At 68.2% G+C, this 12512-nt stretch carries 15 protein-coding genes; 7 read left to right on the top strand and 8 right to left on the bottom strand.

The annotated features are described in order from the left end of the window. Positions 1–229: 229 nt before the first annotated feature. On the top strand, positions 230–2047 hold the full coding sequence (gene leuA, locus A5752_RS00775) for a 2-isopropylmalate synthase (protein WP_067080559.1): 1818 nt from the start codon (positions 230–232) through the stop codon (positions 2045–2047). Between the two features lie 318 nt (positions 2048–2365). Beyond that, complete coding sequence (locus A5752_RS00770) at positions 2366–2623, top strand: hypothetical protein (RefSeq protein WP_067080556.1); 258 nt, start codon at positions 2366–2368, stop codon at positions 2621–2623. Between the two features lie 9 nt (positions 2624–2632). On the opposite strand, the gene A5752_RS00765 is transcribed toward A5752_RS00770, so the two are convergent. Further along, positions 2633–2938 (bottom strand): hypothetical protein, encoded by a 306-nt coding sequence (locus A5752_RS00765; protein WP_067080552.1) that lies wholly within the window; start codon positions 2936–2938, stop codon positions 2633–2635. Continuing rightward, positions 2939–3979 carry a DEDDh family exonuclease gene (locus tag A5752_RS00760; RefSeq protein ID WP_082963680.1) on the bottom strand — a complete coding sequence of 347 codons (1041 nt, stop codon included), beginning with the start codon at positions 3977–3979 and terminating at the stop codon, positions 2939–2941. A gap of 84 nt (positions 3980–4063) precedes the next feature. Between A5752_RS00760 and A5752_RS00755 the strand changes: the two genes are divergently transcribed. Both A5752_RS00755 and A5752_RS00750 read left to right on the top strand, forming a co-directional pair. Next, a complete protein-coding gene (locus A5752_RS00755; RefSeq protein ID WP_067080550.1) occupies positions 4064–5305 on the top strand; it encodes a Mur ligase family protein in 1242 nt (413 codons plus the stop codon). Then, on the top strand, positions 5298–6014 hold the full coding sequence (locus tag A5752_RS00750) for a type 1 glutamine amidotransferase (protein ID WP_067080548.1): 717 nt from the start codon (positions 5298–5300) through the stop codon (positions 6012–6014). The genes A5752_RS00755 and A5752_RS00750 overlap by 8 nt, the downstream gene beginning before the upstream one ends. Before the next feature lie 5 nt (positions 6015–6019). On the opposite strand, the gene A5752_RS00745 is transcribed toward A5752_RS00750, so the two are convergent. Genes A5752_RS00745 through A5752_RS00730 form a run of 4 tightly spaced genes read right to left on the bottom strand, consistent with a single transcriptional unit; the run spans position 6020 to position 8249 of the window. Continuing rightward, positions 6020–6850, bottom strand: coding sequence for a type IV toxin-antitoxin system AbiEi family antitoxin (locus A5752_RS00745; RefSeq protein ID WP_067080545.1), 831 nt, complete (start codon positions 6848–6850; stop codon positions 6020–6022). A gap of 39 nt (positions 6851–6889) precedes the next feature. Next, the gene (locus A5752_RS00740) at positions 6890–7288 is read right to left on the bottom strand and encodes a hypothetical protein (RefSeq protein WP_067080543.1); all 399 of its coding nucleotides are present in this window, start codon (positions 7286–7288) and stop codon (positions 6890–6892) included. Positions 7289–7304: 16 nt separating this feature from the next. Continuing rightward, entirely contained in the window at positions 7305–7916 is a 612-nt protein-coding gene (gene recR, locus A5752_RS00735) for a recombination mediator RecR (RefSeq protein ID WP_059101787.1), read from the bottom strand. After that, positions 7917–8249, bottom strand: coding sequence for a YbaB/EbfC family nucleoid-associated protein (locus tag A5752_RS00730; protein ID WP_067080540.1), 333 nt, complete (start codon positions 8247–8249; stop codon positions 7917–7919). It lies immediately after the preceding gene. Positions 8250–8360: 111 nt separating this feature from the next. Here A5752_RS00730 and A5752_RS00725 point away from each other — a divergent pair, with 111 nt between their 5' ends. After that, a complete protein-coding gene (locus A5752_RS00725) occupies positions 8361–9134 on the top strand; it encodes an Rv3717 family N-acetylmuramoyl-L-alanine amidase (RefSeq protein ID WP_067080564.1) in 774 nt (257 codons plus the stop codon). 12 nt (positions 9135–9146) lie between these two features. On the opposite strand, the gene A5752_RS00720 is transcribed toward A5752_RS00725, so the two are convergent. After that, on the bottom strand, positions 9147–9584 hold the full coding sequence (locus A5752_RS00720) for an SRPBCC family protein (RefSeq protein ID WP_067080562.1): 438 nt from the start codon (positions 9582–9584) through the stop codon (positions 9147–9149). Positions 9585–9653: 69 nt separating this feature from the next. On the opposite strand from A5752_RS00720, the gene A5752_RS00715 reads away from it, so the two are divergent. Both A5752_RS00715 and A5752_RS00710 read left to right on the top strand, forming a co-directional pair. Continuing rightward, positions 9654–11042, top strand: coding sequence for an FAD-binding oxidoreductase (locus tag A5752_RS00715; RefSeq protein WP_067080531.1), 1389 nt, complete (start codon positions 9654–9656; stop codon positions 11040–11042). Next, positions 11039–12349 (top strand): class I SAM-dependent methyltransferase, encoded by a 1311-nt coding sequence (locus tag A5752_RS00710; RefSeq protein WP_067080528.1) that lies wholly within the window; start codon positions 11039–11041, stop codon positions 12347–12349. Before A5752_RS00715 ends, A5752_RS00710 begins: the two co-directional genes overlap by 4 nt. Here the strand turns inward: A5752_RS00710 and A5752_RS28250 are convergent. Further along, positions 12346–12512: hypothetical protein (locus tag A5752_RS28250; RefSeq protein WP_197500508.1), on the bottom strand; the 167-nt coding region annotated here is incomplete at its 5' end. The genes A5752_RS00710 and A5752_RS28250 overlap by 4 nt on opposite strands.

Raw genomic sequence — 12512 nt, 5'->3', positions numbered from 1 at the left:
GACCTGATCGAGCTGCCGATCCGGTTCCTGTCGGTGATCGCGTTCCCCGACTCACAGGTCTGACCCCTCGCGGCTGCATTTTGTGACGCGCCAGGCCGGGAGTACAGTGGCCAACGTGCAGCGGGTGCTCCTTCTCGGCAGCCGCGACGGGGTCTGATCAGACCGGCTTCCCGTCGCGGGTGTTCGCGATGCGCCGGTCGAGTCCCCTTCCAACTCCCGGAGCCACACCGTGACCACGTTTTCGAAACCTTCACCCGATTCACCTGACGCGTTCTCGTCCGTCCGGCAGATCACCCAACCGTCCGGCCCGCCACATCCCGCCCAGCCGGCGTGGAACACCCAGCGCGGCTCGGTAATGCCGGTCAACCGCTACCGCAAATTCGCCGATGAGGTCGAGGACGTCAGGCTGTCCGACCGCACCTGGCCGGACAAGGTCATCGACTCCGCGCCGATGTGGTGCGCGGTCGACCTGCGCGACGGCAACCAGGCCCTGATCGACCCGATGAGCCCACAACGCAAGCGCCGCATGTTCGACCTGTTGGTGCGCATGGGCTACAAGGAGATCGAGGTCGGCTTCCCGTCGGCCAGCCAGACCGACTACGACTTCGTCCGCGAGATCATTACCGAGGGCGCGATCCCCGAGGACGTCACGATCCAGGTGCTGACGCAGTGCAGGCCTGAGCTGATCGAGCGGACATTCGAGGCGTGCGCGGGCGCACCCCGCGCGATCGTGCACTTCTATAACTCGACCTCGATCCTGCAGCGGCGCGTGGTGTTTCGCGCGGACCGTGACGCGGTCAAGGCGATCGCCACCGACGGCGCCCGGATGTGCGTCGAGGAGGCCAAGAAGTACCCGGGCACCCTATGGCGCTTCGAGTACTCGCCGGAGTCCTACACGGGCACCGAACTGGAGTACGCGGTCGACGTGTGCAACGCCGTCGCCGAGATCATCGAGCCGACGCCCGATGCGCCGCTGATCGTGAACCTGCCCGCGACGGTCGAGATGGCCACCCCCAACGTGTACGCCGACTCGATCGAGTGGATGCATCGCCACCTGACCCCGCGCGACAGCATCATCTTGAGCCTTCATCCGCACAACGATCGCGGAACCGCCGTTGCCGCAGCCGAATTGGGCTATCAAGCCGGCGCCGACCGGATCGAGGGCTGTCTGTTCGGCAACGGTGAGCGGACCGGGAACGTCTGCCTGGTGACGCTGGGGCTGAACATGTTCTCCCGCGGCGTCGACCCGCAGATCGACTTCTCCAACATCGACGAGATCCGCCGCACCGTCGAGTACTGCAACCAACTGCCGGTGCACGAACGCCACCCGTACGGCGGCGATCTGGTCTACACCGCGTTCTCGGGCAGCCACCAGGACGCCATCAACAAGGGCCTGGACCAGATGAAGGTCGATGCGGACGCCGCGGACAAGGACGTCGACGACATCCTGTGGCAGGTCCCGTATCTGCCGATCGACCCGAAGGACGTCGGCCGCACCTACGAGGCCGTCATCCGGGTCAACTCGCAGTCCGGTAAGGGCGGCGTCGCCTACATCATGAAGGCGGATCACGGTCTGGCACTTCCGCGTCGGCTGCAGATCGAGTTCAGCCAGGCGATCCAGAAGATCACCGACGGCGAGGGCGGCGAGGTGTCCCCGAAGGAGATGTGGGACGTCTTCGCCGAGGAGTACCTGGCGCCGATCCGCCCGCTCGAACGCATCCGCCAGAAGGTGACGGCCTCCGAGGTGGACGGCGGCACCGACACCATCGAGGCGGTGGTGAAGGTCGACGGCGTCGAGCGCGAGATCGTCGGCGCGGGCAACGGCCCGCTGGCGGCGTTCGTCGATGCGTTGGGCGCCATCGGGTTCGACGTATCGGTGCTCGACTACTCCGAGCACGCGCTCTCGGCCGGTGAAGAGGCGCAGGCCGCGGCGTACGTCGAGGCCTCGGTCGGTGGCAACACCGTATGGGGCGTCGGCATCGCGCCGTCGATCACCACCGCGTCACTGCGGGCGGTGGTCTCGGCGGTCAACCGCGCATCGCGCTGACCCCGATCTGAGGAAGGCAGTCAGCACCGGTTCACAAGACCGGCGCCATCCTGTGCGGCCCGCAGGGCCCGAGGGTGAGATTGCTGAGCACACCCCCGCGCAGCGGTCTGCTGAAGATCGTCCTTCCTCCCGGCGCCGTGGTGAAGCCGGTGGCCTCGTATCGAGCGTCCCGGCTTCACCGCGGCCGCCTGGGGTCTCGCGAACCGCTTGCCCGAGTTCGGAATCGACGGAACGACGGTGATCTTGGTCGTCGACCCGTAATCTCACTTATGGCTCGAGGGGTTCGAGTGGGGAAGAGCTAAAGACAGAGAGTTGCCGGTGAAGAAACTGATTACAGCCGCGGCGTTGGTGTTCGGCGCATTGAGCGGCGCCGCTGTCGCTCATGCCGACGACATCGTGCTCTCGGATCCGAACGGCGTGTTGTGGAGCTGGCCGACCGAGGCCAGCTGCATGCGGGACGGACCGGACATGGCCCTGGACAACGCGGCGGACGAGGCCCGGTATCGCTACTGGTACTGCGCTGCCGGGGACGACGGCCTGTGGTACCTGCACAACACCGACACGCCTAACGGCTGACCTGCCGGGTCAGTCGCGGCTGGGCGAGTCGACCAGCGACATCCAGAAGATGATGGCGAGCAGACCCAGGATCACCAGCGCGGACACCAGGTCGAACCACTGAAACGGGATCAACGAGCCGTCGATCGACAGCACGAGAACCGTCTCGACGACCCCGAACACCAGGAACAGCGCGCCCAGCAGCAGCCGGGGCTGGGTCCGGTGCAGTTGCGTCCTTCTCAGCTCGACGGTGAGCGTCAGCAGCAGCACCGGCAGCACCTGCGCGAGGGCCGACGCGGTGGCCACGTCCACCAGGACGATGCGATGATCTGCCATTCAGAACAGTGCGAATTGGTCGCCGGCAGGGGTGCTGTCGGTGAACTCCTCGATGCCGGTGCCGCCGACGACGTTCGCGAGTGCGCTCATGAACTCGGCGTCGGGAACCAGCGGGACACCAAGCTCCTTGGCCTGGTAGCCCTTGCCCTGCGCCGGCTCGGCGTCGTTGCAGATGGCCAGCGAGGTCTCGAGGTCGACGGTGTCGGTGTAGGCCAGCCCGGCGTGCAGGATCCGTTCGATCAGCTCTTCGTGGGTGCGGTTCACCTCCGCCGACAGCGCGATGCGCATGCCCTGCACCAGTGGCCGCCCGGACACGAATCGCCCGGGATTCAGGTACGGGCACGGCAGCCGCGACGCGACGGCCTTCAGCGGGCGCAGCTCGTCGTGGGTGACGACGCCGTTGGGCCAGCGCCGCCGCGACACCGGATGTACCGGCAGCCACACCTTGCGTTCACGGGCCCGCACCAGCACCGGTTTGAGGATCTGGGCGAGCACCATGGCGTCGTCGAGGGCGTCGTGCGGGCGGATCTGGCTGATCCCCCAGTGCGCGGCCAGCGTCTCCAACCGCAGGTTCTCGGTGCCCAGGTCGAGCCTGCGCGTGAGCTCGACCGTGCACATCACGGTGTCGGTGGGCAGCTCGCGGTTGACCAGCTCGACCTCGGCGGCCAGGAACGCGTAGTCGAAGCCGACGTTGTGGGCGACGAGGGTGCGCCCGGCGAGCAGTTCGACGAGGTGGTCGACGATGTCGGCGAACGTGGGCTGGCCCTGAAGCATCTCCGCCGTCAGTCCGTGCACGTGGGTCGGGCCGGGGTCGACACCCGGGTTGAGCAGGGTGTACAGGCTTTCCTCGACGTTGCCGTCGTCGCCCAGGGCGAGCGCGGCGATGCTGACGATGCGGGCCTGGCCCGGCCGGAAGCCCGAGGTTTCCACATCGACGACCGCCCAGCCCGGTCCGGCGTGCTCTGCCGGTCGGCCCCAGTCCGGCCGATCTTCGGCTTCAGAGCCGCCAGGCCGGTGATATCCGGCGTCCGTCTGGCCCACTTCGTCAGGATCGCACGGTGGTGTGACAAAGACGGGACCTCGCCGAATCGCACGTCAGCGTGTCGGCTACCTAAACTGCCGGGGATGGTCACGACACGTGGACGGCTCGCCCTCGCGGCCGGTGCAAGCGCCCGCTGGGCGTCGCGGGTCACCGGGCGCGGTGCCGGCGCGATGATCGGCGGGCTGGTCGCGCTGGCGCTGGATAAGTCGCTGCTGGGCCAGCTCGGCGCGGGCCGCCGCACCGTCGTGGTCACCGGAACCAACGGCAAGTCGACGACCACCCGGATGATCGCCGCCGCGCTGCGCACGATCGGCGACGTCGCCACCAACGACACCGGCGCCAACATGGACGCCGGGCTGGTCGCCGCGCTGGCCGGTGCCCGGGCGGCGCCGCTGGCCGCGCTCGAGGTCGACGAGATGCATGTCCCGCACGTGTCCGACGCGGTCGACCCGCGGGTGATCGTGCTGCTGAACCTGTCGCGCGATCAGCTGGACCGCGTCGGCGAGATCAACCACATCGAGCGCACGCTGCGCGCGGGCCTGGCCCGCCATCCGTCGGCGGTCGTCATCGCCAACTGTGACGACGTGTTGATGACCTCGGCGGCATACGACAGCACCAACGTGGTGTGGGTGGCCGCGGGCGGAAGCTGGGCCAACGACTCGGTCAGCTGTCCGCGGTCCGGCGAGATCATTCTGCGTGACGGCGGCAAGAGTCACGACTGGCGTTCCACCGGAACCGACTTCAAACGTCCCACCCCACACTGGTGGTTTGACGACACGAACATCTATGGCCCCGACGGCTTCTCGCTGCCGATGACGCTGTCACTGCCCGGCGCCGTCAACCGCGGCAACGCCACGCAGGCCGTGGCCGCGGCGGTCGCGATGGGCGCCGACCCGGCGGCCGCGGTCGCCGCGGTGTCGCGCGTCGACGAGGTCGCCGGACGCTACCGCACCGTGCGCCTCGGCGAACACACCGCGCGGGTGCTGTTGGCGAAGAACCCGGCAGGCTGGCAGGAAGCGTTGTCGATGGTCGACAAACACGGTGCGGGCGTGGTGATCTCGGTCAACGGCCAGGTGCCAGACGGTGAAGACCTGTCGTGGTTGTGGGATGTGCGGTTCGAGCACTTCGAGGACACGCTCGTCGTGGCGGCCGGCGAACGCGGCACCGACCTCGCGGTGCGGTTGGGTTATGCGGGTGTGGAGCACACGCTGGTGCACGACACCCTCGCGGCGATCGCGTCGTGCCCGCCCGGGCACGTCGAGGTGATCGCCAACTACACCGCGTTCCTGCAGTTGAACCGGGTCTTGGAGCGTCGCGGTGCCTGAGTCGACGGTGCGCGTCGGGTTGGTCCTGCCCGATGTGATGGGAACCTACGGTGACGGCGGCAACGCCGTCGTGTTGCGACAGCGGCTGCGGCTGCGGGGATTCGACGCCGAGATCGTCGAGATCACGCTGAACGACCCGGTGCCCGCGGAACTCGACTTGTACACGCTCGGCGGGGCCGAGGACTACGCACAGCGCCTGGCCACCAAACACCTGTTGCGCTATCCGGGATTGCAACAGGCCGCGGCCCGTGGCGCGCCGGTGCTCGCGATCTGCGCGGCCATCCAAGTGCTCGGCCACTGGTACGAGACGTCGTCGGGCGAGCGCGTCGACGGCGTCGGCCTCCTCGACGTCACGACCTCACCACAGGACAAGCGCACGATCGGCGAGGTGGTGTCGCAGCCGCTGCTGACCGGCCTCTCCAAGCGCCTGACCGGCTTCGAAAACCACCGCGGTGGAACGGTTCTGGGCGCCGACGCGCGGCCCCTGGCGAAGGTCGTCAGCGGTGCGGGCAACCGTGCCGGCGACGGCTTCGACGGTGCGGTGCAGGGCAGCGTCGTCGCCACCTACCTGCACGGGCCGTGCCTGGCCCGCAACCCGGAGCTGGCCGACCACCTGCTCAGCAGCGTCGTCGGCGAGTTGGCGCCGCTGGAAATCGAAGAGGTGGAACAGCTTCGACGCGAACGCCTGGCCGCACCGCGCCGCGCCTGACCGGATCAGGCCGCGGCCGTCGTCTCCACGAAGTAACCCCGGCACGCCAGCGCCGCCTCGACCCGTGCCAACCACGCCTGGAGCCGCTCCCCCTCGCCGACCCACACCACGATCCACCCGAGACTCTCCAACATCCGCTGCTGCGCAACGTCTTCCGCTCCGCAGACCACCGCGACGCGGTATTCCGGCCAGCCGATGTCGAGATATGCGACCGGCTGCGATCCGACCAGGACCGGGAGCTGAGTCTGCGGGCGCGGACAACCCGCGTCGATCAGCGCCAGCCGCACGCGGCTCTGGCTCGGCGTCGCCGCCCCGCCGTCGACCAGCGTCAGCAGTTCGCGTAGCTGCCTGCTGCCCGGCGCGCGGGGATACCGGCGGGCCAGGTCGGCCACGTCCTCGACCGAGAACGGCCGGTCCCACATCAGCGCGTCCAGCCGTGCCAGCGCATCGCCGCGGTCGAGGTGACGCCCGACGTCGTACGCGGTGCGCACCCGCGTGGTGACCGGAAGCCCTGCAAGACTGGTGATTTCGTCGTCGGCGATGCTCTCCGTGCGCAGAACCAACCCCTCCTGCGGGCCGCACGATGCGCCGGCCACCTCGATGGGCTGCGTGACGTCGACCCACGACGCCCCGTGCAGCGCCGCCGCCGTCTGCCCGGCGATCACCCCCTTGCGGCGGGTCGCGAGCCACGCCGCGATCGCGCGGCCGCGCAGCGTGAGCTCACCATCGTTGGCGGCATAGACACCGCGAAACACCTTGCGGTACGACGTTCTCAGTGCATGGCGGGTGATCCACCCCGCCGCGACGGCCTCCCCGCCGAGAATTACCCGAACCATGCCCGCATCCTGCCCGCGGGCACCGACAAGTCGCGCCGGCTACAGGCCGAGGTCGCGCAGGAACTCCGGTTTGTACGCCTCGAGGATCACGTAGCCCGGATCGGGGGCGGCCACTTCCGGCGCATCGTCGGGCACCTCCTGCCCGCTGACCGGGTCCACCCACTCCTGGCTGTCGCCGTCCCAGCGGCTCACCGCGAACCGCGCGTCGACGCGGTCGTCGGCCACCAGCGCGCGCACCGTGCGCTCGGCTTCCTGCGCGTCGGCCAGCGTGGCGGTGTACAGCTGGATGCGGTCGCCGTCGCGGGTGACCGTGACCCGCGATCCGAGCCGTTTGCGTGCGCCGTCATCGAGGTCGAGGGTGCGCAGCTTCTCCCAGAACGAGAGATGGTGCTCGGCGCTGCCGAGTTCCACCTCGACCTTGAACTCCTCGTCCGGCATGAACTTCCTTCCTCGGCTAGGCCATGGCGCGCCGGCCCGCCAACGCGCGGCCGAGCGTCAGCTCATCGGCGAACTCCAGGTCACCGCCCATCGGCAGGCCGGACGCGATTCGGGTGACGGTCAATCCCGGAATGTCGCGCAACATGCGCACCAGATAGGTCGCCGTCGCCTCGCCCTCGGTGTTGGGGTCGGTCGCGATGATCACCTCGGTGACGTCCACCCCGTCCACCCGCTCACCGATTCGGTTGAGCAGCTCGCGGATTCGCAATTGTTCGGGCCCGACGCCGGACAGCGGATCCAGCGCGCCGCCCAGCACGTGGTAGCGCCCGCGGAACTCCCTGGTGCGTTCGACGGCCTGCACGTCCTTGGGCTCCTCGACCACGCAGACCAGTGAGGCGTCCCGTCGCGGATCGCTGCAGATGCGACACCGGTCGTCGTCGGAGACGTTGCCGCACACCGCGCAGAACTTCACCCCGTCGCGCACCTTGTTGAGCACGGCGGTCAGCCGGTCGATGTCTGGCGGCTCCACCGACAGCAGGTGGAAGGCGATCCGCTGCGCGCTCTTGGGGCCGATGCCGGGCAGCTTGCCGAGCTCGTCGATCAGATCCTGAACGGGTCCCTCGAACAATTACATTCCCGGGATACCGAGGTTGCCCATGCCGCCCGCGAGCGGCCCGAGCCGGTCGTGCGCCAGGATGGTGACCTGCTTGGAGGCGTCGGAGATGGCGCCGACGACGAGATCCTGCAGCGTCTCGACGTCCTCGGGGTCGACGACCTTCGGGTCGATCGACACGGCCACCACCTCACCGCTGCCCTTCATCGTGACCTGCACCAGGCCGCCGCCGGCCTGACCGTGCACCTCGGCGTTGGCCAGCGCCTCCTGCGCCTCCATCAGCTGCTGCTGGACCTGCTGGGCCTGCGCGAGCAGCGCGGACATATCGGGTTGGCCTTGCGGTTGCATGAGTGGTCCCCTTGCGTCTTCGTTGCGGTCCGGTCTCGACTTGGTCTCTGTCGTCGGCTCGCGGCCGTTTGGGCTTTCAGCCTAGTCGTGGTTGCGGTTACGGTGACGGCCGTGCCTGCCCGCCTGCGTGTCGGCGCCACTGGAGCATTACGCGGCTGTGCCGCGGTGGCCGCCGGACTACTCGTCGCCGCTTCGACGCTCGTCAGCCCTGCGTTCGAAGCGGATGCCGCTCCCGCCAACATCGCGGGCAAGATCGTCTTCCTCGACCCCGGACACAACGGCTCCAACGACGGCTCGATCAGCAGGCAGGTGCCCACCGGCCGCGGCGGCACCAAGGACTGCCAGGCCAGCGGCACCTCCACGGAGGACGGCTACCCCGAGCACACCTTCGCCTGGGAGACGACGCTGCGGATCCGGCAGGCCCTGCACGCGCTGGGCGTGCGCACCGCCATGTCGCGCGGTGACGACACCGGCCTGGGGCCCTGCGTCGACGAGCGCGCCGCGCTGGCGAACTCGATCAAGCCCAACGCGATCGTGAGCATCCACGCCGACGGCGGCCCGCCGACCGGTCGCGGATTCCACGTCCTGTACTCGTCCCCGCCGCTCAACGACGCGCAGGCGGGGCCGTCTCCACGGTTCGCGGCGATCATGCGCGACCAGTTGCAGGCGTCCGGGTTCGTGCCGTCGACCTACATCGGTTCCGGCGGGCTGAATCCCCGTTCGGACATCGCGGGCCTGAACCTCGCGCAGTACCCGTCGATCCTGGTCGAGCTGGGCAACATGAAGAGTCCTGTCGACTCGGCGCTGATGAAGACGCCAGAAGGCAGGCAGAAGTACGCCGACGCCGTCGTGCGCGGTATCGCGGGGTTCCTGGGCTCGACGTAGCCCTGACGGGCGTTACCCCTCGACGTGCTTCTTGAGGTTTTCGAGCACCTCGGCCTGGATCTTGCGCAGACCCAGCGGCGCGAACGTCTTCTCGAAGAAGCCGCCGATACCGCCCGCGCCCTGCCAGGACGTCTTGACCGTCACCGACGACCCCTGGCCCGCGGGCGCCACCGTCCAGTTGGTGATCATCGACGAGTTGGCGTCCTTCTCGATGACTGTGTGACCGGCCACATCGACCTCCGCCTTGACGTCGCGCACCCGTGACTTGGTGGCCTGCAGCTTCCAGCTGGCCACCGTGCCCGCGCCCTGCCCGCCCTGCAGCACCTTGTAGTCGCTGTAGTGGGGCGACAGGATCTTCGGGCGCACGTTGGCGTAATCCGCGACGGCCGACAGCACCGCCTCGGGCGCAGCGTCGACCAAGACGGTGCTGGATGCGCTGACCTGTCCCATCGGTACGAGCTCCTCGGTTGAAGGTTCCATGCGGTCGCATCGCCTGCGACCGCGGACTAGCGTATATGCGTGTCTGTAGCCCGAACCGACGCACATGCTCTTCAGGCCGCGGGCGTGCAGCGGCTCCTGAACAGCTACCGTGCGATTCCGCCCGATGCCACCGTGCGCCTGGCCAAGCCCACGTCGAACCTGTTCCGTGCGCGAGCCAAGACCGCTGGGAAGGGGCTGGACGTCTCGGGTTTGACCGGTGTCATCGCGGTGGATCCCGACGCGCGCACCGCCGACGTCGCCGGGATGTGCACCTACGAGGACCTGGTCGCCGCGACGCTGCCATACGGCTTGTCGCCGTTGGTGGTACCGCAGCTGAAGACGATCACGCTCGGCGGGGCGGTCACCGGGTTGGGGATCGAGTCGGCGTCGTTTCGCAACGGCCTTCCGCACGAGTCGGTGTTGGAGATGGACATCCTCACCGGCTCCGGTGATGTCGTCACCGCGTCCCCTGAGCAGAACGCCGATTTGTATCGGGCCTTCCCCAATTCGTATGGCACCCTCGGTTATTCGGTCCGGCTGAAGATCGAGCTGGAAACCGTGCGGCCATTCGTGGCGCTGCGCCATCTGCGGTTCAACACGATCGAGGACCTCGTCGCCGTGATGGACCGCATCGTCGAAACCCGCGCCTACGGCGACACCCCCATCGACTATCTCGACGGCGTGGTGTTCTCCGCGGACGAGGCCTATCTGACGCTGGGATTCCAGACCGCGACGCCGGGACCGGTCAGCGACTACACCGGTCAGCAGATCTACTACCGCTCGATTCAGCACGAGGGCGAGAACGGCGCCGAGAAACACGACCGGCTCACCATCCATGACTACCTCTGGCGGTGGGACACCGACTGGTTCTGGTGCTCACGGGCGTTCGGCGCCCAGAACCCGCGGATCCGCCGGTTCTGGCCGCGCCGGTATCGGCGCAGCAGTTTCTACTGGAAGCTCATCGGATACGACCAGCGCTTCGACATCGCCGATCGGATCGAGAAGCGCAACGGCCGGCCCCCGCTCGAACGCGTCGTCCAGGATGTCGAGGTGCCGATCGGACGGGTCGCGGAGTTCCTGCACTGGTTCGCCGACAACGTGCCGATCGAGCCGATCTGGTTGTGCCCGTTGCGACTCCGCGACGACGCCGGTTGGCCGCTGTATCCGATCCGGCCGCAGCAGACCTACGTCAACGTGGGATTTTGGTCGTCGGTGCCGGTCGGTCCCACCGAGGGGTACACCAACAAACTCATCGAGCGCAAGGTCAGCGAACTCGACGGACACAAATCGTTGTACTCGGATTCCTATTACAGCCGCGAGGAATTCGACGATCTGTACGGCGGCGAAACGTACAAGATCGTGAAGAAGGCATACGATCCAGATACACGGCTGCTCGATCTTTACGCGAAGGCGGTGCAGAGGCGATGACGACTTTCAAGGAACACGCGACGCAAACGGCGGCAGGCAAACTCACGCTGGCCGAGATCCTGGAGATCCTCGCCGGGGGTAACCTTCCGCTGCGTTTCACGGCATACGACGGCAGTGCCGCCGGGCCCGAGGACTCCGCGATCGGCCTGGAGCTGTTGACGCCGCGCGGCACGACGTATCTGGCCACCGCCCCCGGGGATCTGGGGTTGGCGCGGGCCTACGTGTCGGGCGACCTGATACCGCACGGTGTACATCCCGGCGATCCCTACGAACTGCTCAAGGCGCTCGACGACAAGATGGACTTCAAGCGTCCGCCCGCGCGGGTGCTCGCCCAGATCGTGCGCTCCATCGGCATCGAGCACCTCAAGCCGATCGCACCGCCGCCGCAGGAGGCGCTGCCGCGTTGGCGTCGTATCGCAGAAGGCTTGCGGCACAGCAAGACTCGTGATGCCGAGGCGATCCACCACCACTACGACGTGTCGAACGCGTTCTACGAATGGGTGCTCGGCCCGTCGATGACCTACACCTGCGCGTGCTACCCGCACGACGGTGCGACCCTCGAGGAGGCGCAGGAGAACAAGTACCGCCTGGTGTTCGAGAAGCTGCGCCTGCGGCCCGGCGACCGCCTGCTCGACGTCGGTTGCGGTTGGGGCGGAATGGTGCGCTACGCGGCGCGGCACGGGGTCAAGGCGATCGGGGTCACGCTGTCGAAGGAGCAGGCGTCCTGGGCGCGCGAAGCCATCGCCCGCGACGGGCTCCAAGACCTCGCCGAGGTGCGCCACGGCGACTACCGCGACGTGCGGGAGTCCGGTTTCGACGCGGTGTCGTCGATCGGGCTGACCGAGCACATCGGCGTGCACAACTACCCCGCGTATTTCGGTTTCCTGCAGTCGAAGATGCGCCCCGGTGCGCTGCTGCTCAACCACTGCATCACCCGTCCGGACAACAGGGCGGCGGCGGGTGCCGGCGGTTTCATCGACCGTTACGTCTTCCCCGACGGTGAGCTCACCGGGTCGGGCCGGATCATCACCGAGGCGCAGGACGTCGGCCTGGAGGTGGTCCACGAGGAGAACCTGCGCCACCACTACGCGCTGACATTGCGCGACTGGTGCCGCAACCTGGTGGAGCACTGGGACGAGGCCGTCGCCGAGGTCGGCCTGGCGACCGCGAAGGTGTGGGGTCTCTACATGGCCGGGTCACGGCTGGGCTTCGAGACGAACATCGTTCAGCTGCACCAGGTTCTGGCGGTCAAGCTGGACGGCGGCTACGACGGCGGTCTGCCGCTGCGGCCGTGGTGGACGGCCTAGCCGTCGATACGCCGGGCGCCCAGCTCGTTCTGCAGTAGTTCGAGCGCGACTTCCTCCGGATCGCGGCGGGGCGTCTCGGAGGTGTCGCTGCCGGCTTCGGCCAGCATGCTCTCCTCGTCGTCCTCCTCCGGCGGTGGCGGGGGCGGCGGTGGTCCGGGGATGG

Source organism: Mycobacterium sp. 852002-51961_SCH5331710, from assembly GCF_001665535.1.
In the GTDB taxonomy this organism is placed as follows: Bacteria; Actinomycetota; Actinomycetes; order Mycobacteriales; family Mycobacteriaceae; genus Mycobacterium.
This window is presented reverse-complemented; position numbering and strand designations above follow the sequence as displayed.